We start from the raw sequence: 23,250 nt of genomic DNA, 5'->3' as shown, positions 1-23,250 counted from the left end.
ATAGTGGACGCAAGCAGTCTTGATCTTTACGCAGTGCTTTGGTGTGAACGTCTTTTGAAGGTTTCGTTCACGCACTGGTGTGTGGTGTAAGTTATCGGCCTATTAGTACCGGTCAGCTTCACGGGTCTTTAGTCCCCGCTTCCACATCCGGCCTATCAACCCAGTGGTCTGGCTGGGGGCCTCTCACACACGAGGTGTATGGAAATCTCATCTTGAAGCGGGCTTCCCGCTTAGATGCTTTCAGCGGTTATCCCATCCGAACGTAGCTAATCAGCGGTGCACTTGGCAGTACAACTGACACACCAGAGGTTCGTCCGTCCCGGTCCTCTCGTACTAAGGACAGCCCTTCTCAAATTTCCTGCGCGCGCAGCGGATAGGGACCGAACTGTCTCACGACGTTCTAAACCCAGCTCGCGTACCGCTTTAATGGGCGAACAGCCCAACCCTTGGGACCTACTCCAGCCCCAGGATGCGACGAGCCGACATCGAGGTGCCAAACCATGCCGTCGATATGGACTCTTGGGCAAGATCAGCCTGTTATCCCCGAGGTACCTTTTATCCGTTGAGCGACGGCCATTCCACAATGTACCGCCGGATCACTAGTCCCGACTTTCGTCCCTGCTTGAGATGTCTCTCTCACAGTCAAGCTCCCTTGTGCACTTACACTCGACACCTGATTGCCAACCAGGCTGAGGGAACCTTTGGGCGCCTCCGTTACTCTTTAGGAGGCAACCGCCCCAGTTAAACTACCCATCAGGCACTGTCCCTGACCCGGATTACGGGCCGAAGTTAGATGTCCAAAGTGACCAGAGTGGTATTTCAACGATGACTCCACCCGAACTGGCGTCCGGGCTTCAACGTCTCCCACCTATCCTACACAAGCCACTCCGAACACCAATACCAAACTATAGTAAAGGTCTCGGGGTCTTTCCGTCCTGCTGCGCGTAACGAGCATCTTTACTCGTACTGCAATTTCGCCGAGTTTATGGTTGAGACAGCGGGGAAGTCGTTACTCCATTCGTGCAGGTCGGAACTTACCCGACAAGGAATTTCGCTACCTTAGGATGGTTATAGTTACCACCGCCGTTTACTGGGGCTTAAATTCTCAGCTTCGCCTTGCGGCTAACCGGTCCTCTTAACCTTCCAGCACCGGGCAGGAGTCAGTCCGTATACATCGTCTTGCGACTTCGCACGGACCTGTGTTTTTAGTAAACAGTCGCTTCCCCCTGGTCTCTGCGGCCCCGATCCCCTCCAGAACGCGTGGTTCTTTCAAGGTTGGGGCCCCCCTTCTCCCGAAGTTACGGGGGCATTTTGCCGAGTTCCTTAACCATAATTCTCTCGATCGCCTTAGTATTCTCTACCTGATCACCTGTGTCGGTTTGGGGTACGGGCGGCTAAAACCTCGCGTCGATGCTTTTCTCGGCAGCATAGGATCACCAAATCCCCCCATACGGGGGTCCCATCAGATCTCAGGCATCACGAACAGCGGATTTACCAACCATTCACCCTACATCCTTAGACCGGGACAACCATCGCCCGGCTTGGCTACCTTCCTGCGTCACACCTGTTAATACGCTTGCCTCCCAGGATCAGGTCCTGCGCTCCACCAAAACCCTCACACCACAAGGGCGATCGGGCAGGCTTCGGGCAGTTAGTATCCCCTGTTCAGCATGGGCGGTTTTTCGCCGGTACGGGAATATCAACCCGTTGTCCATCGACTACGCCTGTCGGCCTCGCCTTAGGTCCCGACTTACCCAGGGCAGATTAGCTTGACCCTGGAACCCTTGATCATTCGGCGGACGGGTTTCTCACCCGTCTTTCGCTACTCATGCCTGCATTCTCACTCGTGTAGGCTCCACCGCTGGTTTACACCGCGACTTCACTGCCCACACGACGCTCCCCTACCACTCCAGACGACTGAACCACGAAGGCTTGTCTACTATCTGAAATCCACAACTTCGGCGGTGTACTTGAGCCCCGCTACATTGTCGGCGCGGAATCACTTGACCAGTGAGCTATTACGCACTCTTTCAAGGATGGCTGCTTCTAAGCCAACCTCCTGGTTGTCTTCGCAACTCCACATCCTTTCCCACTTAGCACACGCTTAGGGGCCTTAGTTGGTGGTCTGGGCTGTTTCCCTCTCGACTATGAAGCTTATCCCCCACAGTCTCACTGCTGCGCTCTCACTTACCGGCATTCGGAGTTTGGCTGACGTCAGTAACCTTGTAGGGCCCATTAGCCATCCAGTAGCTCTACCTCCGGTAAGAAACACGCAACGCTGCACCTAAATGCATTTCGGGGAGAACCAGCTATCACGAAGTTTGATTGGCCTTTCACCCCTACCCACAGCTCATCCCCTCCATTTTCAACTGAAGTGGGTTCGGTCCTCCACGACGTCTTACCGTCGCTTCAACCTGGCCATGGGTAGATCACTTCGCTTCGGGTCTAGATCACGCCACTGCAACGCCCTATTCAGACTCGCTTTCGCTACGGCTTCCCCCCACGGGTTAACCTCGCGACGTAACACTAACTCGCAGGCTCATTCTTCAAAAGGCACGCCGTCACAACTACAAGGTTGCTCCGACGGATTGTAAGCACACGGTTTCAGGTACTGTTTCACTCCCCTCCCGGGGTACTTTTCACCTTTCCCTCACGGTACTGGTCCGCTATCGGTCATTAGGGAGTATTTAGGCTTATCAGGTGGTCCTGACAGATTCACACGGGATTTCTCGGGCCCCGTGCTACTTGGGATACTCTCCAGGCGGCACCAAACATTACGGTTACGGGGCTCACACCCTCTACGGCCGGCCTTTCAAGACCGTTCACCTATGCCAGCACATCACACCTCACTGTCCCGGCAGAGACAGTACGGAAAGTCCCACAACCCCGACCATGCAACGCCCGCCGGCTATCACACATGGAACGGTTTAGCCTGATCCGCGTTCGCTCGCCACTACTGACGGAATCACTATTGTTTTCTCTTCCTGCGGGTACTGAGATGTTTCACTTCCCCGCGTTCCCTCCACGTACCCTATGTGTTCAGATACGGGTCACCAGGTAACTCGCGTTCCTGGCGGGGTTTCCCCATTCGGAGACCCTGGGATCAAAGTCCGGTTATCGACTCCCCCAGGCATATCGCAGATTCCCACGTCCTTCTTCGGCTCCTAATGCCAAGGCATTCACCGTGTGCCCTTAAAAACTTGACCACAAAGATCAATTCAAAACAGATTTTCGAGAGAACCACAGAAACCGTCCCCGCACACCCAAAGGCGCACGGAACCAGATCCAGGTTCATATTCTTGGAAATTGCTTCTTATAAAAGATGCTCGCGTCCACTATGTAGTTCTCAAACAACAACCCCAAACCACACACCCCACACAAGCCCCGCGAACGGGACCACCATGCGATCGATGCAGCCAGGAAACCAGAAACAAACAAACCCGCAAACACCCCCACCCACCCAAAAGAGCAGAAGAAAGCATCCACGGCCCTGTTGCCTCAGGACCCAACAGTGTGCCAAACACTAAACCACCCGCAAACCCCACCACATCGTTCCAAGCAACCACCAACCCCCGCAAAGAGGAAGAACAGTCACCGTACTGGACAAGCGAAACCACAGACAGCCGCTATTTATTGATATTCCACCCATGAGCACCCGCCGCAGAACTAGCGTCTGCGCAACGGGCATATACTCCTGACAAACCCCCACACCACATACGCGGCATGAACAATCTGTAGGTGCTCCTTAGAAAGGAGGTGATCCAGCCGCACCTTCCGGTACGGCTACCTTGTTACGACTTAGTCCCAATCGCCGGTCCCACCTTCGACAGCTCCCTCCCACAAGGGGTTAGGCCACCGGCTTCGGGTGTTACCAACTTTCGTGACTTGACGGGCGGTGTGTACAAGGCCCGGGAACGTATTCACCGCAGCGTTGCTGATCTGCGATTACTAGCGACTCCGACTTCATGGGGTCGAGTTGCAGACCCCAATCCGAACTGAGACCGGCTTTTTGGGATTAGCTCCACCTCACAGTATCGCAACCCTTTGTACCGGCCATTGTAGCATGCGTGAAGCCCAAGACATAAGGGGCATGATGATTTGACGTCGTCCCCACCTTCCTCCGAGTTGACCCCGGCAGTCTCCCATGAGTCCCCGCCATTACGCGCTGGCAACATGGAACGAGGGTTGCGCTCGTTGCGGGACTTAACCCAACATCTCACGACACGAGCTGACGACAACCATGCACCACCTGTAAACCGACCACAAGTGGGGCGCCTGTTTCCAGACGTTTCCGGTTCATGTCAAGCCTTGGTAAGGTTCTTCGCGTTGCATCGAATTAATCCGCATGCTCCGCCGCTTGTGCGGGCCCCCGTCAATTCCTTTGAGTTTTAGCCTTGCGGCCGTACTCCCCAGGCGGGGCACTTAATGCGTTAGCTACGGCGCGGAAAACGTGGAATGTCCCCCACACCTAGTGCCCAACGTTTACGGCATGGACTACCAGGGTATCTAATCCTGTTCGCTCCCCATGCTTTCGCTCCTCAGCGTCAGTTAATGCCCAGAGACCTGCCTTCGCCATCGGTGTTCCTCCTGATATCTGCGCATTTCACCGCTACACCAGGAATTCCAGTCTCCCCTACATCACTCTAGTCTGCCCGTACCCACCGCAGATCCGGAGTTGAGCCCCGGACTTTCACGGCAGACGCGACAAACCGCCTACGAGCTCTTTACGCCCAATAATTCCGGATAACGCTTGCGCCCTACGTATTACCGCGGCTGCTGGCACGTAGTTAGCCGGCGCTTCTTCTGCAGGTACCGTCACTTTCGCTTCTTCCCTACTGAAAGAGGTTTACAACCCGAAGGCCGTCATCCCTCACGCGGCGTCGCTGCATCAGGCTTTCGCCCATTGTGCAATATTCCCCACTGCTGCCTCCCGTAGGAGTCTGGGCCGTGTCTCAGTCCCAGTGTGGCCGGTCACCCTCTCAGGCCGGCTACCCGTCGTCGCCTTGGTGAGCCATTACCTCACCAACAAGCTGATAGGCCGCGAGTCCATCCAAAACCACAAAAAAGCTTTCCACCCCCCACCATGCGATGAGGAGTCATATCCGGTATTAGACCCAGTTTCCCAGGCTTATCCCAGAGTCAAGGGCAGGTTACTCACGTGTTACTCACCCGTTCGCCACTAATCCACCAGCAAGCTGGCATCATCGTTCGACTTGCATGTGTTAAGCACGCCGCCAGCGTTCATCCTGAGCCAGGATCAAACTCTCCGTTGAAGTAAAACAAAAACAGACACAACCACACCCACGGAAATAACGCAGGAAAATGGCTGCACAAAATTTGAAACCAGCTGAAAAAAACCAGACCCACACCACAGGGGCGGCACAGGCCCGGTCAAAAACAACCAATTCATATAAATAAATCGGTATCAATAAACTTGGCACACTATTGAGTTCTCAAACAACAGACACATTCGAATATTCCCGGAACTAATTCATTGCTGAATTTCTTTCCGTATTTCTTCGCTGCGATGTTTCAATCTTATTTCATATCTCTTCACTTTGCAAACCCGGGATATTTACCCGATATTCACTCTCTGAAAAGAATTTCCCCACCAGAATTCGAAGCAATTCTTCATTCCCACGCTTTGCGCGAGCCGAATTGCTTCGTAGTTGTTGGGGGTGGTCACCGCTCAACGGCGGCAACTCAGAAAACATTACACGCTCCCCCGCGGCCGTGCAAGTCGACCAAGGGGAGCGTGTAAATGGAAGTTCAGCGGCCGGAAGGGGCCTGATCAGGCGACCTGAACAGTGGCAAGGTTTTTCTTGCCTTTCCGCAGCAGCAGGTACTTCCCATGCAGGAGCTGGGCGGGGTCAACAACGGCATCCGGATCCGAGATTTTGGCGTTGTTCACGTAGGCACCGCCCTCCCCTACCGTCCGGCGGGCTGCAGACTTGCTTTCAGAAAGACCGGTGGCCACGAGGAGGTCAATGATCCCCAAGCCGGCCCGGTCAACGGCGGCCGAAGGAAGCTCGGACGTCGCTGCTGCCAGGGTGTCCTCGTCCAGCACAGTGAGGTCGCCGTTGCCGAACACCGCAGCGGAAGCAGCGATGACTTTTTCAGTGGCATCTACTCCATGCACCAGCGATGTCACCTCGTACGCGAGGCGGCGCTGGCCTTCACGCGCGAACGGCTTGTCTGCGACCTGCTGTGCCAACGCTTCGATTTCTGCCCGGGAAAGGAAGGTAAAGATCTTAAGTCGGTCAACGACGTCGGCATCAGAAGTGTTCACCCAGAACTGGTAGAAGGCGTAAGGGCTGCACATGGCCGAATCCAGCCAGATGGCATTGCCTTCGCTCTTACCGAACTTGGATCCATCCGCGTTGGTGATCAACGGCGTGCCCAGGGCGTGGACACTCTTTCCCTCAACCTTGCGGATGAGCTCCGTTCCGCTGGTGAGGTTGCCCCACTGATCCGATCCACCGGTCTGCAGGACACAGCCGTAATCACGGTACAGCTGCAGGTAGTCCATACCCTGCAGGATCTGGTAGCTGAACTCCGTGTAGCTGATGCCTTCATCGGAGTTCAGGCGCGACGCCACCGCGTCCTTGCGGAGCATGGTCCCCACGCGGAAGTGCTTGCCGATCTCGCGGAGAAAATCGATAGCGGACAGCGGAGCGGTCCAATCGAGATTGTTCACGATGCGCGCTGCGTTGCCCCCCTCGAAGCTGAGGAAGCGGCTCACCTGGCCCTGGAGGTAGCCGACCCACTCGGTGACGGTGTCCTTGGTGTTCAAGGTGCGTTCCGCCGTCGGACGCGGGTCTCCGATAAGTCCGGTGGAACCACCCACGAGGCCCAGCGGCTTGTGGCCTGCCAACTGCAGGCGGCGAAGCACCAGCAGCTGGACAAGGTTGCCCAGGTGCAGGCTCGGTGCCGTGGGGTCGAATCCGCAGTAATACGTAATGGGGTCACCGGAGAGCAGTTTTTCCAGCTCGGCTTCGTCGGTGGATACGTGGATCAGACCGCGCCATTTGAGTTCCTGCCAGATGTTGGCGAAGGAGGCGTCGTTCTGCTGGGATTCGAGGTTGTTGAGTTGCGGCACGATTCCTAAGTTAGCAGGAATCGTGCCGCCAGGGCCTCAGCGTTCGATGCCTGCCGGCACCTCGCCGGCCGCGATCAGCCGCAGCCGCTGCGTGGGCCGGGTCATGGCAACGTAGAGGTCGCCCACCCGTCCGTGTTCCTGGTTCAACAGCGCTGACGGCTCCAGGATGATGACGCCGTCGAACTCCAGGCCCTTTGCTTCCCTGGGACTGATCACCACAATGTCCTGTGCGTAGCTGCCGGCACCCGTGCCGACCCTGTTGCCATAGGCACTCCGAAGTGCGGAAGCCGCCTGTTGCAGCAGCTCACCCTCTGCGATAACCGCGAGGAGTCCGCCGTCGAGCGCTTCCAGTTCCTCCGGCAGGGCTGCCAGGAGGCTGTCCATCATGGCCTCCGGCGCAACGCGGTCGATGACCGGTGACCACTGGCCCTCGCGGACCGCCTTGGGAGCGGAGACCACCAGGCCGGCGGCGTTGGCCATACGCACGGCAGCTTCGGCAATCTGCGACGGCGTCCGGTAGTTAACCGTCAATTCCTCCATTTGCCAGCGGTCGCCAAAGAGCGGACCAAGTGCCGACTGCCATGAGTTGGCGCCCGCCACCGAGCTGGTCTGCGCGATGTCGCCAACGATCGTGAAGGATTTGAGCGGGCAACGGCGGACCAGGAGACGCCACTGCATGGGCGACAACTCCTGTGCCTCATCCACCACAATGTGGCCGAACGCCCAGGTCCTGTCGCTGGTGGCGCGCTCCGCCGCTGTCTGGCGGGTCTCACGCTCCTGGTTCTGGTCCATCAGCTCTTCGGCCGTCATCAACACGTTGTAGCCGGCCTCTTCCATGTTGACCAGGGTCTGCTTGGCGTTGGCCAGATCGCGGGCGCGGTCGTTCTCCTGCTGCGCCAGGCTGCGGCCGGCCGCAGGATCAAGTTCGCCAAGGAGCTCGGCGGCCTCATCCAGCAACGGAACGTCGGACTCGGTCCACGGTGCATCCACGGGGCGGGCCAGCAGGGCCCGTTCCGCAGGCGTCAAACGAGGAGTGCAGGCCTCGAGGATGGCCGGCTTGCTGAACAGTTCCGCAATGAGCTTGGTGGGCGTCATCGGCATCCAGCACAGGTTCAGGGCAATCCGGACATCCTTGGCGCTGCGAACATCCTCGGCCAAGTAGGAACGGTCAGCGTTGTTGCCCAGGCTGCCGGCCTCCACGAGCTCGGTGAGCTGTTCGGTCAGCTCACGGAGCAGGATCTTCACAAACGTGAGCCTGGCCTCGTTGTGCGGCTTCCCGGTGGAACGGGCGCGGTCGCGGGCCCGGCGGACCTGGCGCGGAGTGAGGACCAGGCGCCGGCCGTCAACTTCGAGGATCCGGTTTTCAGCAGGAATGCGCTGCCGGTTGGCAACAGCGTTGGCCACGACATCGGCCATGTCCAGCCGGCCCTTGAGCGCAGCAACTGATCCTTCCGGTTCAGCTTCCGCCTGAATGCCGGGCATCAGGCGGCCCAGGCTGGCCATGACCACGCCGGTCTCGCCGAGAGACGGCAGGACCCTTTCGATGTACTTCATAAACGACGACGATGGGCCCACTAGCAGCACGCCGGCGGTCTTCAGGCGTTCGCGGTGGGTATACAGCAAGTAGGCGGCGCGGTGCAGCGCAACAGCCGTCTTGCCCGTTCCGGGCCCGCCCTGGACAACAAGGGCACCCGAGATGGACGAGCGGATGATGCGGTCCTGTTCGGACTGGATGGTGCCGACAATGTCAGACATGCGTCCGGTGCGCTTGGAATTCAGGGCCGCAAGCAGGGCCCCCTCGCCCTGCAGCGAATCGGCATCGGAGAGCATGTCCGGATCCAGGACGTCGTCCTCAATGGCCTTCACTTCACGGCCTTGGAGAATCAGGTGGCGTCGGCGGCGCACGCCCTGCCGGTCGAAGGCCGTGGCCTGGTAGAAATGTCCGGCTTCGGGTGCACGCCAGTCCACCATGAGCCGCTGCAGGTCCTCCGTAGTCAGCCCGATCCTGCCGATGTACTGGGCTTCGCCCGAGTCCAGATCCAGGCGGCCGAAGACAAGCCGGTCGTCGACGGCGTCGAGCTGGGCGAGGCGGTCCTCGTACAGTGCTGCGAAGGCGTCACGTTCGGAAACGTTCTGCATGGTGCCCACACCGCCGGCGCGGCGCACCTTGGCCAGCTGGTCGCGTTTTTCCGCGCGCAATTCATCAAGCCGGGCATACAAACCGGCAACGTAGGTCCGTTCGTGGACCAAATCAGCGTCGAGCATCGAGGCGTTCCCCTATCGCAAAATACGGACCGTCCATTCTACAGCCATTTTGATTAACGCGGCGGAAACAGCACAGATTTTCCTCGGCGCCCCGAAACGCGTTCAGCATCGGCGCCACCGGCTCGAGCTACTGCACTGAGCGCGGCCGGGCAGCCTTGTACTTGGAGACTGAGGGATCGTCCGGCAACCAGTACCGCCATGGATAGCTGTCGGTTCCGCCATGGCCGGAGACCCCCACCCGCGGCCCGGTTTCCACCTCCGGTGCCGGCTGCGAGGGAAGTACCAGCTCGAAAGGGTACGCCAGGGCATCCCGGCCGCTGTCCGCCGTCGTTACTCCCAGAACAGTGGCCAGCCGCGCGGGCCCGCTGGCGAGGTCGGCATCGCGCTTTGACGCAGGGCGGCGGGCGCGCGCCAGCTCCAGACCCTCCACCACGGTCCCGGCGCGCAGAAGAACTCCCGACGCGGCGCCTTCAGGACCGCAAACGAGGTTGGCACAGTGATGCATCCCGTACGTGAAGTAGACGTACAGGTGGCCGGGAGGGCCGAACATGGGCGCATTGCGCGGCGTTTGGCCCCGGTAGGTATGAGAGCCCGGATCGGGGAACTCCGAATCATGCGGGCCAAGGTAAGCCTCCACCTCGGACAAACGGACTGACACAGTTCCTGCACGGCCATGATGGGTCAGGACAGCACCCAACAGCCGGGCAGCCACCTCCCGGGCGTCTCCGGACAACACGCTCCGCAGCGCCTCAGGTGTGCTGCACTTGCCTTGCGTTTCACTCATCCTCCGACTCTAACCGGCACCGCGATCACCGTTACAGCAGTGTCCGATTTCCGCTAGCCCTGGGTGCTGGACGGCTGGCAGGATGGAACCCATGGACTTCTGGCAGCGCTACCGGGCAATTGATACCCGCGATACCCGTTTTGATGGCCAGTTCTTCACCGCAGTGCGGAGCACCGGCATCTATTGCCGTCCCTCCTGCCCCGCCCGGACGCCGAAAGCCGCAAACGTTACGTTTTACGAGACCTCGGCGGCAGCCCACGAGGCCGGCTACCGCGCCTGCAAGCGTTGCCTCCCCGAGGCCGTCCCGGGAACTCCGGCCTGGAACGTTCGGCAGGATATTGCCGGCCGGGCCATGCGCCTGATCAATGACGGCGTCATCAACCGCGACGGCGTCGAAGGCCTCGCGGCCCGGCTTGGCTATTCCGCCCGGCAGCTGAACCGGATATTGAGCCAGGAACTCGGCGCAGGACCCCTCTCGCTGGCGCGCGCCAGCCGGGCGCAGACGGCGCGCACACTGCTGGTGTCGACGCCGATGAGGATCGTGGACGTCGCCTTCGCGGCGGGATTCAGCAGCGTCCGGCAGTTCAACGAGACCATCGGCGAGGTGTTTGCCATGACGCCCACGGCGTTACGGGCAACCGCACGCCACCCACGGGCCTCTGCGGAGATTGCCACCACCACAGCCCTGACGCTAAACCTGCCCGTCCGGAAACCGTTCGACCCCGGGATCTTCAGCTTCCTGGCGGTCCGCGCCATTGCGCGAATCGAGTCGGGAAGCGAAACCGGCTACGCGAGAACCCTACGGCTCCCGCACGGTGACGCCGCCTTCCACGTGGAGTATGACGGCGGCATGCGGCCGGCCGGTGACAGCCAACTGACGCTGACGGTGGACGCCGTAGACCTACGCGACCTGGCAGCCCTGCTCAGCCGCGTCCGCAGGCTGTTCGACCTGGACGCCGATCCGCAGGCAGTGGATGCCGTACTGGCCACAGACCACCGCCTGGCAGCGTCCGTAGCCGCCTTTCCCGGGATGCGGATGCCCGGCGCCGTAGACCCGCAGGAACTGCTGGTCCGGGCCATGATCGGCCAGCAGATTACAGTTGCAGCAGCAAGGACGGCACTCACGGAACTCTCGGCCGTTGGCAGTGCCAGCCAGGCACCGTCCGAAGGACTGGACCGGTTGTTCCCCACAGCGGCGGAGATCGCCGCGAACGGACGCGGCGCCCTGCGGGGACCGCAACGACGGATCGATTCCCTTATTACCGCCGCCGAACGGATGGCTTCCGGCGAACTGGACTTCGGCTACGGTGATGACCTCCCAGGGCTCCAGGCAAAGCTCCTGCCGCTTCCCGGCGTCGGGCCCTGGACAGTTGGCTATGCCGCCATGCGGATCCTCGGTTCGCCTGACATTTTCCTGGCCAACGACGCCGCCGTCCGGAACGGCGTGCGGCGGCTGGCAGGAACCGCAGGAACCGCAGGAACCGAAGGATCATCAGCAAGCACCGGGCTCTCCCCCGATTTCCTGGAAGTCAGCCCCTGGCGCTCCTACGCAACAATGCACTTGTGGCGTGCCGCGATCAAGACTCCCCCAACCACGAAGGTAAAACCATGACCGCACAGCTCCTCACCATGAACACCACGGACGGACCGTTCACGATCATCGCCCGTGACGGCATAGTGCTGTCCTCGGGCTGGACGGCCGATCCCGCACAACTGATGGGCCAGATCCACCCGAACCTGCTGCCTGCGGAACTGAAGGCCGTGGGCTCGCTGGGCGATATATCGGAGGCCGTCGAGGCCTTTTACGCCGGCGATCCCGTTCCGGCCATGCGGGTGCCCGTACTGCAGAAATCCGGCCCGTTCCGCAGCAATGCCTGGGACATCCTGCGAACCGTCCGCCCCGGGAAGCCGGTGACTTACACCGAATATGCTGCCCTGGCCGGTAACGCCAAGGCGGTCCGGGCAGCCGCCAGCGCCTGTGCCTTCAACGCAGCAGCGCTGTTCGTGCCCTGCCACAGGGTGATCCGCACCGACGGGTCACTGGGCGGCTTCCGCTGGGGCCTCGCCGTGAAGGAAAGCCTGCTGGCCCGCGAGGCAGCGTAGGGCGGGCCCGAACAAGCTCGACGACCGGCCTGTTCCCTGCTTGCTGCTGCTTCCTGCTATTGAGCTGCCGGAGTACCGGCCGGCCACGGCAGCAGTCCCGGAAGTTCGACGCCGTCCGCTGCAGCCTGTGCCCTCAGGCTGCCAAGGCTCGGTTCCCGTCCTGCCAGCCACGCCGCAATATCCGTGATCATGCCGCCGACAACGGTGGTGCGGCCTCCGCTGCCAATACTTACCGGTGGCAGGCCCAGGGGCTGGAGCACCACCTTGTCCTCAGGCTGGATCCGCGCAGCCAGGAACTCAAACAGATGCTCGCAGAACGGCCGGCTCCAGGTTTCCGGGCCCCTTCCGGTGCCTAGATCCGAGCTGTGGATCACGAGTTCACGCCATAGTGCCAGGCCACCGTCCAGGACCACTCCGCCGCGGTAGGTGATGGGGGCCCACCAGCCGATGCGGTGGGCCGCGGAGTCCTTGACATCGGGAAGCGAATCAAAAGCCTTCAAGACCCGGCGCAGGGCGTTCTGGAGGTCTGCCACATGCTGGGCCGCATGATGGCCGGCGGCCAGCTCAATGGCTTTGGTGCGGCCTTCATAGCCGCCATCGTACAGCTCGATCTTTTCGCCCCTCGCGGCGTACTCGAGCTGCCTGGCCATGGCATTGCAGATGCCGGCGAGATGGGCAAGAACATGGCCGCGGGTCCAGTCCGGCAGGGCGGACGGGGCTGCTACCTCGTCATCCGTAAGCTTGGCGGCCGTGGTGACAGCGACGTCGGCGGCTTGGTGGAGTTCGGCGAGCAGTGCGTCCGGCGCGGGGGAAGTCATGGCGCTCATCCTAACCGGATCTCAGTCTCGGGTCTCGACAGGCTCGGTGTTCGGGTCTCGACAGGCTCGACCACCGGTGGTCGAGCCTGTCGAGACCCGAAGCCAGCGTTGTTCAGCCGGCGTAGCTGCGGACTTCCGCCAGCTCGGCTTCGAGGAACGCCAGTTGACGCTCGACGGCGGCCGGTGCCGTGCCGCCCTGGGAGTTGCGGCTGTTCAGCGACCCCTCGGTGGACAAGACCGTGCGGACCTCAGGCGTCAGGTAAGCGGAGATTGCCGCGTATTCATCGTCCGTCAGGTCCCACAGTTCCACTCCGCGGCCTTCGGCCTGCTTCACGGCCGCGCCGGAGAGCTCATGGGCTTCCCGGAACGGCACGCCCTGGCGGACAAGCCATTCGGCGATGTCCGTTGCCAGCGCGAAACCCTGCGGAGCCAGGGACTCCATGCGTTCGGTGTTGAACGTCAGGGTGGCAATCATGCCGGACACAGCCGGAAGCAGCAGCTCCAGCGTGTCGGCGGCGTCGAACACCGGCTCCTTGTCCTCCTGCAGATCGCGGTTGTACGCAAGCGGCAACCCCTTGAGCGTGGCCAACAGGCCCGTCAGGTTGCCGATCAGCCGTCCGGCCTTGCCGCGGGCCAACTCGGCAACATCCGGGTTCTTCTTCTGCGGCATGATCGAAGATCCTGTGGAATACGAATCGTGCAGGGTGACGAAGGAGAACTCCTTGGTAGCCCAGAGAATGACCTCCTCGGAAATCCGGGACAGGTCCACGCCGATCATGGCGCACACCCAGGCGAACTCGGCGAAGACGTCGCGGGAAGCGGTGCCGTCGATTGAGTTGTGCGAAGCGGAAAAGAAGCCAAGGTCTGCGGCGACAGCCTCAGGGTCCAGGCCGAGTGAGGAACCCGCCAGGGCCCCGGAACCATAAGGTGACACCCCTGCCCGCTTGTCCCAGTCCTGGAGCCGCTGCACATCGCGGAGCAAGGCCCAGGCGTGGGCCAGGAGGTGGTGGCTGAGCAGGACCGGCTGGGCGTGTTGCAGGTGCGTACGGCCTGGCATCGCAACGCCGTGGTGGGCCTTCGCCTGGTCAACCAGGGCGTCAACCGTAGCCAATAGGCCGCCGGCAATGATCCGGGCGTGGTCCCGCAGGAACATCCTGCCCAGCGTGGCCACCTGATCATTGCGGGACCGGCCAGCGCGAAGCTTGCCGCCTAATTGGGTGCCCGCCCGTTCGATCAACCCGCGTTCCAGGGAACCGTGCACGTCCTCGTCGGACTCGGCCGGCAAGTATGCGCCGGAAGCTACGTCCTCGTCCAGCTGCGTCAGCGCCGCCAGCATGCCGTCAAGCTCGGCGTCATCCAGCAGGCCGGCCTTATGCAGCACACGGGCATGCGCCTTGGAACCGGCGATGTCGTAGCGGGCCAGCCGCCAGTCGAAATGCGTGGACTTGCTGAGCGCAGCCAGGGCATCCGCGGGGCCGCCGGCGAACCGGCCGCCCCACAGTGCGCCGGTATTTGTTGAGCTGGTGGTTGAGCTTGTCGAAACCTGGGTCTCGACAAGCTCAACCACCGGGTCCTGGCCCGGAGACGAATTCTGCTCAGCCAACGGCTTACTTTCCTGCAACCCGGATGTCGCGCCCCGCAGCTACCTTGGAAGACATGCCGAACAGCTCGATGAAGCCCTTGGCCTGGGACTGATCGAAGGTGTCCCCGGTGTCGTAGGTGGCCAGGGAGAAGTCGTACAGCGAGGTCTCGGAGCGGCGGCCGTTGACGATCGCCTGGCCGCCGTGGAGCACCATCCGGATATCTCCGGAGACGTACTTCTGGGTGTCCTCGATAAACGCATCCAGCGAACGCTTCAGCGGGGAGAACCACTGGCCGTCATACACCAACTCGGCCCAGCGCTGCCCGACCGTTGCCTTGAACCGGGCCTGCTCGCGCTCGATGGTGATGTCCTCGAGGTGCTTGTGAGCGGTAATCAGGGCCATTGCGCCCGGAGCTTCGTAGATCTCGCGGGACTTGATGCCCACCAACCGGTCCTCGACGACGTCGATACGACCCACGCCCTGGGCGCCGGCCCGGCGGTTCAGTTCCTTGATGGCCTGCAGCGGGGTGACCCGGATGCCGTCGATCGCCACCGGCACGCCGGCTTCGAAGGAGATGGTGACCTCATCGGGCGCCGGCGGGAATTCCGGCGTGGCGGTGTAGTCGTAGATGTCCTTGGTGGGCGCGTTCCAGATGTCTTCGAGGTAGCCGGTTTCGACGGCGCGTCCCCAGACGTTCTGGTCGATCGAGTACGGATTCTTCTTGGTGGTCTCGATCGGCAGTCCCTTCTCCTCGGCGAAGGCAATGGCCTTGTCGCGGGTCAGAGCCAGGTCGCGGACCGGGGCGATGCACTTCAGGTCCGGTCCCAGGGACTGGATGCCGACTTCAAACCGGACCTGGTCGTTGCCCTTGCCGGTGCAGCCGTGGGCCACGGTGGTGGCGCCGAATTCGCGGGCTGCCTTGACCAGGTGCTTGACGATCACGGGACGGGAAATGGCAGACACCAGAGGGTAGTGGCCCTGGTAAAGCGCGTTGGCCTTCAGCGTCGGGACGCAATACTCGTTGGCGAACTCGTCGGACGCGTCAGCCACGTACGCCTCGACGGCGCCGCAGCCAAGGGCACGCTGGCGGATGGTCTCCAGGGATTCGCCGCCCTGCCCGACGTCTACCGCCACGGCGATGACCTCGGCACCGGTGGCTTCACCGATCCAGCCAATTGCTACGGAAGTATCCAGGCCACCGGAGTAGGCCAGAACAATACGTTCAGTCACGTCAAATTCTCCTTATATTGTTGATGCAGTACTCGTCTGAAAGTCTTAGGAAAAGCCTGTCACACCGGCAGGCGTTTAGCCTGTGCCGGCTTCCTCTGCCAGCTGCAGGAACCTCGCAGCAAGCTCGGCGCCGCCCATCGGATCCCGGGAGACCAGCAGCACGGTGTCGTCCCCGGCGATGGTGCCAAGGATGGACGGCATCACCGAATGGTCGATCGCCAGGGCCAGGAAGTTAGCAGCTCCAGGCGGGGTGCGGAGCACGGCGATGTTGGCGGAAGCCTCGGCGGTGACCAGCAGTTCCCCGCACAGCCGGGCCAGTCTGGCGTCCAGGATCTCCTGGCTGACACCGCTTTTGGCCGCCCTTTCACCGCCTTCGCCGGGAACCGCATACACCAGGACGCCTTCCTTGCCGCGTACGCGCACTGCCCCCAGTTCCACCAGGTCCCGCGACAGGGTGGCCTGGGTGACCTGGACGCCGTCGTCAGCCAACAGGGCCGCGAGCTCCGCCTGCGACCGCACCGACTCACCGGTGAGGATGGCCGTGATCCTGGCCTGGCGCGCGGTTTTGGTGGCGGGGCTGGCGCCCGGGGACGCCGGCTGGGCGGACACTAGTTGCCTGCCTCGCCCGCTGCCGCAGGGACGGGTTCCAGTCCCTCAACCACGGCAAGTCCGGACTGGTGCATCAGCCACGCCATCAGCGCCTTTTGGGCATGCAGGCGGTTTTCCGCCTCGTCCCAAACGATCGACTGAGGCCCGTCGATGACGCCCGCGGAAATCTCGTAGCCGCGATACGCAGGCAGGCAATGAAGCACGACGGCGTCATCCGCCGCGAGTGCCATGGCCGCCTCGTCCACGGAGTACTCCCGGAAAAGCTCCAGGCGGGCTTCCTTCTCCGCTTCCTGCCCCATGGAGACCCAGGTGTCTGTGGCAACGACGTCGGCACCCTTGAGTGCCTCGGCGGCGTCGGTGGTGATCAGCACGGAGCCGCCGGTCAGGGCCGCACGTTCCTGCGCTGCGGCAACAATTCCGGCCTCCGGCAGGTAACCCTCCGGGCCGGCGATGCGGACGTGCATTCCGGCTGTGACGCCGGCGAGCAGGTAGGAGTTGGCCATGTTGTTGGCGGCGTCGCCCAGATAGCTCATGGTGAGCCCCTGCAGCGACCCCTTGTGTTCCTTGACCGCCAGGAGATCGGCAAGAAGCTGGCAGGGGTGGTAGTCATCGCACAAGGCATTGATCACAGGAACGCTGGAGTTCTCTGCCATGGCCACAAGTCCTGCGTGCGGCCCGGTCCGCCACACGATCGTGGAGACCATGCGTTCCAACACTTTGGCCGTGTCCTCCACGGACTCCTTGTGGCCGATCTGGGCTTCGCCCGGGTTAATGATCAGCGCGCTGCCGCCCATGTCCGCCACACCGGTGGCGAAGGAAACACGGGTACGGGTGGAGGTCTTGTCGAAGATGATGGCCACGGTCTTCCGGCCGCTGCCATCCGCGGCGTACGGCTGCACGCTGTACGGCGCAGCCTTCATGCGGGCTGCGAGGTCAAGGACTTCCGCCTGTTCCCCTGGGCTAAGGTCGGTGTCCTTGAGGAAGTGCCTGATTTTTTTGCTCACTGGGCATCCTTTGCGCTCTGGAGTATTGCCGGGAAGGCGGCAAGGAAGGTATCGGCTTGGTCAACGGTAAGAATCAGTGGGGGTGCCAGCCGGACCGTACGCGGTCCCGGCGCGTTGATGATGAAGCCGGCCGCGAGGCCGGCCGCCACAGCGGCGGCGGCGACGTCGGCATCCAGATCGAAGCCAATCAGCAGGCCAACGCCGCGGACTTCGGTGACGCCGTCGAGAGCGGACAGGCCGGAGCGGATGTGCTCCCCCACCTTGACCGCATTTTGCAGCACCTGCTGGGTTTCCAGGACATGCAAGGTTGCCAGCGCCGCAGCGGTGGCCACCGGATTCCCGCCGAAGGTGGTGCCGTGCTGGCCGGCGGTCAGCAGCTTCGAGGTGGATTCGCCGAAGGTGATCATGGCGCCGATCGGGAAGCCGCCGCCGAGCCCCTTGGCGAGCGTGACGGCATCGGGAACAATCCCGGCGGTGGAACTGGCCAGCCAGTTGCCCGTCCGGCCCATCCCGGTCTGGACCTCATCCAGGATGAGGAGCGCGCCGGCGTCGGACGTGATCTGACGGGCGGCCTGCAGGTATCCGGGCGGCAGCGGGCGGACGCCTGCTTCGCCCTGGATGGGTTCCAGGAAAACGGCAGCAACGGAACTGTCGACGGCGGCACGCAGTGCCTCGACGTCGCCGAACGGAATGTGTGTGACCCCGCCGGGCAGCGGCGCGAACGGTGTCCGGTAAGCTTCCTTCGCGGTCAGCGCAAGGGCTCCCATGGTCCGGCCGTGGAAGGCACCCTCAAGGGCGATGATCCGGGTGCGCGGACCATTAGCGCTCCCGTCAGCAGCGCCGTTGTTGCGGCGGGCCAGCTTGAACGCCGCCTCGTTCGCCTCGGTGCCGGAATTGGTGAAAAAGACTTTGGAACCGGCGGGCGCCTCGGTCAACTCCAGGAGCTTCTCGGCCAAAGCCACCTGGGTGGGGCTGGTGAAGAAGTTGGAGACATGGCCAAGGGTGGCCAGCTGGCTGGAAATCACCGAGGTCACGAAGGGGTGGGCGTGGCCCAACGCATTAACGGCGATGCCGCCCAGAAGGTCCAGGTACTCCCGGCCGTCCGCATCCCAGACCACACACCCGGAACCCCGGATCAGGACACGCTGTGGTGTACCGAAGACGCCCATCAGCGACGACGAATAGCGGGTGAGCCAATCGGCGCCCGTAGGCCGGCCTTCGGTTTCCTCTGATGATCGAGCCTGTCGGGATCCCTGGGTTTCGACAAGCTCAACCACCGGACTTTCGGTTTCGACAGGCTCAGTTTCGACAGGCTCTACCACCGAATGCTCCTTGTTCATGCCAACACGTCCTCGTCCGGAATGACCTGGGTGCCAATACCCGCCGTTGTAAAAGTTTCCAGAAGCATCGAATGCGCCAGCCTGCCGTCAACGATGTGCGCCCGCTCCACTCCGCCCTGGACAGCTTTGAGGCAGGCTTCCATCTTGGGGATCATGCCCGATTCCAGGGACGGCAGCAATTCCTTGAGGTCCGACGCCGGGATGGACGAGATCAGCGAGCTCCGGTCAGGCCAGTTCGCGAAGAGGCCTTCGACGTCGGTCAGGATCACCAGCTTGGAGGCGCCCAGTGCTTCGGCCAGGGCGGCCGCTGCGGTATCGGCATTGACGTTAAGCACCTGGCCGGTGGTCTGGTGGTTGCCGGCCGGGTTGTCCATACCGCCCTCGATCTCCGGTGCAACGGTGGAGATCACCGGAATCCGGCCCGCGGCGATGAGGTCCATGATGCCGTCAGGGTTGACGCCCACCACCTCACCTACCAGGCCCAGGTCCACTTCTTCGCCATCGATGACGGTGCCGGTGCGGACGGCGCGGAGCAGCCCGCCGTCCTCGCCGGACATCCCCACGGCGTAGGGGCCGTGCGAATTGATCAGGCCGACCAATTCGCGGCCCACCTGGCCGGTCAAGACCATCCGGACCACGTCCATGGCTTCCGGAGTTGTGACGCGGAGCCCGCCCTTGAACTCGGACTCAATGTCCAGCCGGCTGAGCATGGCGTTGATCTGCGGCCCGCCTCCGTGGACCACCACAGGATGGATCCCTACGTGGTGAAGGAAGACGATGTCCTCGGCGAAGGCACGGCGCAGCTCATCATTGACCATGGCGTTGCCGCCATACTTGATCACCATGGTGGTGCCGGCAAAACGCTGGATCCAGGGCAGCGCCTCGATCAGTGTTGCCGCCTTGTCCTGGGCATCGCGCATGGACGTGTTTGCACGGGTTTGGGCGTTCATGGGTGTCTCTTCCGGAAGGTCCGCTGCTAGCTTGAGTAGGCGCTGTTCTCGTGGACGTAGTCGTGCGTCAGGTCATTGGTCCAAATGGTTGCCTCGGCATCGCCGGACTGGAGATCGATCTCAACGTGCACTTCACGGGGTTCAAGGTCCACGAGACCGCGGTCGTCACCGATGCTGCCGTTGCGGCAGATCTGGACGCCGTTCATGGACACGTTCAACTGGTCCGGATCAAAGACGGCGTTGGTGGTCCCCACAGCGGACAGCACACGGCCCCAGTTGGGGTCCTTGCCGAAGATCGCGGCCTTGAAGAGGTTGGAGCGGGCCACGGCGCGGCTGACGATTTCCGCGTCGGCCTCGCTGGCGGCGTTAAACGTGCGGATCGCGATGTCGTGGCTGGCGCCCTCGGCGTCTCCGATCAGCTTCCGGGCCAGCTCAGCGCACACGGTCGTGAGCCCCTCCCCCAGCTCGTTCGCGGACGGGACGGCGCCTGAGGCGCCGGAGGCCATCAGGACCACGGTATCGTTCGTGGACATGCAGCCGTCGGAGTCCGCGCGGCCGAAGGTGACGCGCGTGGCATCCCGCAGGACGACGTCGAGCAGTTCCGGGGCGACGTCGGCATCCGTGGTGAGTACCACCAGCATGGTGGCAAGTCCGGGGGCCAACATTCCGGCACCCTTGGCCATCCCACCGATGGAGAACTCAACGCCACTGGAATCAGTGCCGATGAACAGGGCCACTTTGGATACGGTGTCCGTGGTCATGATGGCCGTTGCGGCGGCGGCCCCGCCGTCAACGCTGAGGCCTGCTGCCGCTGCTTCCACCCCTGGCAGGATCTTATCCATGGGCAGTTGCTCGCCGATCAGGCCGGTGGAACACACCACAACATCGGTGGCGGAGATGCCAAGGACGTCTGCGGTTTTCTCCGCCGTAGCATGGGTGTTCTGGAAACCCAGCGGGCCGGTGCAGGCATTGGCTCCTCCCGAGTTCAGGATTACCGCGTCAACACGACCATCGGCAACCACCTGCCGGGACCAGTGCACGGGGGCTGCAGCCACCCGGTTGGTGGTGAAAACGGCGGCAGCGGCCTTCTTGGGGCCATCGTTGACCACCAGCGCGAGGTCCGGCTTGCCGGAGGCCTTCAGGCCTGCGGTGATTCCGGCGGCCCGAAATCCGAGAGGGGCAGTAACGGTCACGGGGCGACTCCCTGGAGATTGAGGCCAGCCGTTTCCGGGAGGCCAAGCGCAATATTCATGGACTGCACGGCTCCGCCGGCGGTGCCCTTGGTGAGGTTGTCGATGACGCAGGTCACGATGACCCGGTTGGCGTGCTGATCGTACGCAAGCTGCATCACGGCGTGGTTGGTTCCCTGGACCGACTTGGTGGCCGGCCACTGCCCTTCCGGCAGCAGATGGACGAACGGTTCGTCGTCGTACGCGTCAGCCCAGGCCTGGCGCAACTGCTCTGCAGTAGTACTCCCCTCTGCCTGCGGCTTTACCTTCGCCGTCGCGGTGGTGAGGATGCCCCGGCTCATGGGTGCAAGCGTAGGGGTGAAGGAAACGGTGACCTGCGCTCCGGCGGCCAGAGACAGTCCCTGCTCAATCTCAGGCGTGTGCCGATGCCCGCCACCGACGCCATAGGGGTTCATCGAGCCCATCACTTCGGAACCGATCAGGTTGACTTTGGCTGCCTTGCCCGCGCCGGAGGTTCCGGAGGCTGAAACGATCACGACGTCGTCGAGCTCCAACAAACCGGCAGCAAAGCCGGGCGTCAGGGCCAGCAGCGAGGACGTGGGGTAGCAACCGGGCACCGCGATCCGGTGCGCGTCCCGAAGTTTTTCACGGTGTCCGGGGAGTTCCGGAAGCCCGTACGGCCAGCTGCCGGCATGTGCGGAGCCGTAGAACTTCTCCCACGCCATCGGGTCGGTGAGGCGGTGGTCCGCACCGGCGTCGATGACCAGCGTGCCCTCCGGCAGCTGTGCAGCCAGCGCGGCAGAAGCACCGTGCGGGAGGGCCAGGAAGACTACATCGTGGCCGGAGAGATTCTCCACCGTAGTTTCTTCCAGGATGCGGTTGGCCAGTGAGTGAAGGTGCGGTTGCACTTCGCCCAGTCGTGACCCAGCGCTGCTGTGCGCTGTAATGGCACCGATAGTGACGTCCGGATGGCCGGCAAGAAGGCGCAGTACCTCGCCACCGGCGTAACCGCTGGCGCCGGAGACGGCAACTGAAATAGTCATAACTCCAACCGTACAGCAAGAATATGCATTAGTCCCGATATTTATACATGAGCCATGCCGGGCCTATCTTCGTGGACTCCTCCCGGCGCAGCGCCGATGGCCCCATATGCCGGCGGCAGCGGCGGTACTCAATATGATGGCTTACGGGTCCGGGTGGGGAAAGTCCCGGCCGGAGAAGGAGAATTCCATGACTCATGCAATTAATGCCCGGCAGTCAGGCGGCCCGGAGGTCCTTGAATACGTTTCCGTCGACCAGCCGGTGCCCGGCCCGGGCCAGCTCCTGGTCAAGGTGGCAGCGGTCGGCGTGAATTTCATTGACACGTACCAGCGCAGCGGTATCTACAAGGTGGACTACCCCTTCACCCCCGGCTCGGAGATGGCTGGAACTGTCGAAGCCCTGGGCGCGGGCGTCGAACTCTTCGCGGTTGGAGACCGCGTGGCCACGGCTGAAGGCACCGGTTGCTATGCGGGCTACACCGTCCTTGATGAAGCCAAAGCACTGCCCGTCCCCGACGGCCTTGACGACCGCAGCGCCGCAGCCCTGCCGCTACAGGGGATGACGGCGCATTACCTGATGAACTCCACCTTCCGGGTGGAGCCTGGCCAGACCGTTCTCATGCATGCCGGCGCCGGCGGAGTAGGCCTGCTGCTCATCCAGTTGCTTAAAGCGCGCGGGGCCCGGGTCATCACCACGGTGTCCACGGAAGAGAAAGAAAGGCTGGCCCGGGGAGCGGGCGCGGATGAAGTTCTGCGTTACGAAGGTTTCGCGGAGAACGTCCGGGAACTCACCAACGGCACCGGAGCTGACGTGGTGTATGACGGCGTCGGAAAAAACACCTTCGACGACTCGCTGGCGTCACTGCGCACCCGCGGAACCCTGGTGTTGTTCGGCGCGGCCTCCGGACCGGTGCCGCCCTTTGATCCGCAGCGCCTCAATGCTGCCGGTGGCCTGTACCTCACCAGGCCCTCACTGGCGCACTACCTGCTCAACCCGACCGAACGACGCTGGCGGTCCAAAGAAATTTTCGACGCCGCCGCTGGGGGCGACCTTAAGGTCCACATCGGCGCGGAGTACCCGCTGTCCGCGGCGGCAGAGGCCCATAAGTCCCTTGAAGGGCGGCAGACCACCGGAAAGCTGGTCCTTATTCCGTGAAAGGGGCCCTGAAGGACGACAACAGGCAACGCCGACATGAACGATCCAGGAACGGGCAGTAGCCGTGAAGCAAACTTCG

At 62.4% G+C, this 23,250-nt stretch carries 15 protein-coding genes and 2 rRNA genes; 3 read left to right on the top strand and 14 right to left on the bottom strand.

The annotated features are described in order from the left end of the window. Positions 1-81 precede the first annotated feature (81 nt). The 5 genes from ACWA13_RS07455 to ACWA13_RS07435 form a co-directional block, all read right to left on the bottom strand. Positions 82-3,206 (bottom strand): 23S ribosomal RNA (locus tag ACWA13_RS07455). A gap of 543 nt (positions 3,207-3,749) precedes the next feature. Next, positions 3,750-5,273: ribosomal RNA gene (locus ACWA13_RS07450) — 16S ribosomal RNA — on the bottom strand. Together the 16S and 23S rRNA genes form the textbook arrangement of a ribosomal RNA operon. 518 nt (positions 5,274-5,791) lie before the next feature. Then, complete coding sequence (tyrS, locus tag ACWA13_RS07445; RefSeq protein ID WP_463937504.1) at positions 5,792-7,099, bottom strand: tyrosine--tRNA ligase; 1,308 nt, start codon at positions 7,097-7,099, stop codon at positions 5,792-5,794. A 36-nt stretch (positions 7,100-7,135) separates the two neighbouring features. Next, on the bottom strand, positions 7,136-9,364 hold the full coding sequence (locus ACWA13_RS07440) for a HelD family protein (RefSeq protein ID WP_463937503.1): 2,229 nt from the start codon (positions 9,362-9,364) through the stop codon (positions 7,136-7,138). Positions 9,365-9,491: 127 nt separating this feature from the next. Then, positions 9,492-10,148, bottom strand: coding sequence for a DNA-3-methyladenine glycosylase (locus tag ACWA13_RS07435; protein WP_463937502.1), 657 nt, complete (start codon positions 10,146-10,148; stop codon positions 9,492-9,494). A 91-nt stretch (positions 10,149-10,239) separates the two neighbouring features. Here ACWA13_RS07435 and ACWA13_RS07430 point away from each other — a divergent pair, with 91 nt between their 5' ends. Further along, complete coding sequence (locus ACWA13_RS07430) at positions 10,240-11,760, top strand: DNA-3-methyladenine glycosylase 2 family protein (protein ID WP_463937501.1); 1,521 nt, start codon at positions 10,240-10,242, stop codon at positions 11,758-11,760. Then, on the top strand, positions 11,757-12,251 hold the full coding sequence (locus ACWA13_RS07425; RefSeq protein WP_463937500.1) for a methylated-DNA--[protein]-cysteine S-methyltransferase: 495 nt from the start codon (positions 11,757-11,759) through the stop codon (positions 12,249-12,251). Before ACWA13_RS07430 ends, ACWA13_RS07425 begins: the two co-directional genes overlap by 4 nt. 56 nt (positions 12,252-12,307) lie before the next feature. Here ACWA13_RS07425 and ACWA13_RS07420 read toward each other — a convergent pair whose 3' ends face one another. The 9 genes from ACWA13_RS07420 to argC all read right to left on the bottom strand — a co-directional run bounded on the left by ACWA13_RS07420 (position 12,308) and on the right by argC (position 22,018). Next, entirely contained in the window at positions 12,308-13,069 is a 762-nt protein-coding gene (locus tag ACWA13_RS07420; RefSeq protein WP_463937499.1) for a maleylpyruvate isomerase family mycothiol-dependent enzyme, read from the bottom strand. Positions 13,070-13,181: 112 nt separating this feature from the next. After that, positions 13,182-14,636 carry an argininosuccinate lyase gene (argH, locus tag ACWA13_RS07415; RefSeq protein WP_463937867.1) on the bottom strand — a complete coding sequence of 485 codons (1,455 nt, stop codon included), beginning with the start codon at positions 14,634-14,636 and terminating at the stop codon, positions 13,182-13,184. A gap of 40 nt (positions 14,637-14,676) precedes the next feature. After that, positions 14,677-15,882: an argininosuccinate synthase gene (locus tag ACWA13_RS07410; protein ID WP_463937498.1), complete on the bottom strand. Its 1,206-nt coding sequence runs from the start codon at positions 15,880-15,882 to the stop codon at positions 14,677-14,679. Positions 15,883-15,957: 75 nt separating this feature from the next. After that, a complete protein-coding gene (locus ACWA13_RS07405; RefSeq protein ID WP_463937497.1) occupies positions 15,958-16,491 on the bottom strand; it encodes an arginine repressor in 534 nt (177 codons plus the stop codon). Beyond that, positions 16,491-17,495, bottom strand: coding sequence for an ornithine carbamoyltransferase (argF, locus tag ACWA13_RS07400; protein WP_463937496.1), 1,005 nt, complete (start codon positions 17,493-17,495; stop codon positions 16,491-16,493). Before argF ends, ACWA13_RS07405 begins: the two co-directional genes overlap by 1 nt. Further along, positions 17,492-18,835, bottom strand: a complete 1,344-nt coding sequence (locus ACWA13_RS07395) for an acetylornithine transaminase (protein WP_463937495.1) — start codon at positions 18,833-18,835, stop codon at positions 17,492-17,494. The genes argF and ACWA13_RS07395 overlap by 4 nt, the downstream gene beginning before the upstream one ends. Continuing rightward, positions 18,832-19,785: an acetylglutamate kinase gene (gene argB / locus ACWA13_RS07390; RefSeq protein ID WP_463937494.1), complete on the bottom strand. Its 954-nt coding sequence runs from the start codon at positions 19,783-19,785 to the stop codon at positions 18,832-18,834. Before argB ends, ACWA13_RS07395 begins: the two co-directional genes overlap by 4 nt. A 26-nt stretch (positions 19,786-19,811) precedes the next feature. After that, positions 19,812-20,978, bottom strand: coding sequence for a bifunctional glutamate N-acetyltransferase/amino-acid acetyltransferase ArgJ (gene argJ, locus ACWA13_RS07385; protein ID WP_463937493.1), 1,167 nt, complete (start codon positions 20,976-20,978; stop codon positions 19,812-19,814). Beyond that, positions 20,975-22,018, bottom strand: coding sequence for an N-acetyl-gamma-glutamyl-phosphate reductase (gene argC / locus ACWA13_RS07380; RefSeq protein ID WP_463937492.1), 1,044 nt, complete (start codon positions 22,016-22,018; stop codon positions 20,975-20,977). The genes argJ and argC overlap by 4 nt, the downstream gene beginning before the upstream one ends. Before the next feature lie 187 nt (positions 22,019-22,205). Between argC and ACWA13_RS07375 the strand changes: the two genes are divergently transcribed. Then, entirely contained in the window at positions 22,206-23,171 is a 966-nt protein-coding gene (locus tag ACWA13_RS07375; RefSeq protein ID WP_463937491.1) for a quinone oxidoreductase family protein, read from the top strand. Positions 23,172-23,250: the final 79 nt, after the last annotated feature.

This window comes from Pseudarthrobacter sp. TRD_SC_9 (assembly GCF_055361265.1).
Note: the sequence above shows the minus strand (reverse complement) of the source record. Positions and strands in the feature narration are given on the sequence as shown.

Bases quoted from the DNA above. Each gene is read 5' to 3' on its own strand.
- ACWA13_RS07440 (WP_463937503.1), bottom strand. From the start codon at position 9,364: ATGCTCGACGCTGATTTGGTCCACGAACGGACCTACGTTGCCGGTTTG.
- ACWA13_RS07435 (WP_463937502.1), bottom strand. From the start codon at position 10,148: ATGAGTGAAACGCAAGGCAAGTGCAGCACACCTGAGGCGCTGCGGAGC.
- ACWA13_RS07430 (WP_463937501.1), top strand. From the start codon at position 10,240: ATGGACTTCTGGCAGCGCTACCGGGCAATTGATACCCGCGATACCCGT.
- ACWA13_RS07425 (WP_463937500.1), top strand. From the start codon at position 11,757: ATGACCGCACAGCTCCTCACCATGAACACCACGGACGGACCGTTCACG.
- ACWA13_RS07420 (WP_463937499.1), bottom strand. From the start codon at position 13,069: ATGACTTCCCCCGCGCCGGACGCACTGCTCGCCGAACTCCACCAAGCC.
- ACWA13_RS07395 (WP_463937495.1), bottom strand. From the start codon at position 18,835: ATGAACAAGGAGCATTCGGTGGTAGAGCCTGTCGAAACTGAGCCTGTC.
- argB (WP_463937494.1), bottom strand. From the start codon at position 19,785: ATGAACGCCCAAACCCGTGCAAACACGTCCATGCGCGATGCCCAGGAC.
- argC (WP_463937492.1), bottom strand. From the start codon at position 22,018: ATGACTATTTCAGTTGCCGTCTCCGGCGCCAGCGGTTACGCCGGTGGC.
- ACWA13_RS07375 (WP_463937491.1), top strand. From the start codon at position 22,206: ATGACTCATGCAATTAATGCCCGGCAGTCAGGCGGCCCGGAGGTCCTT.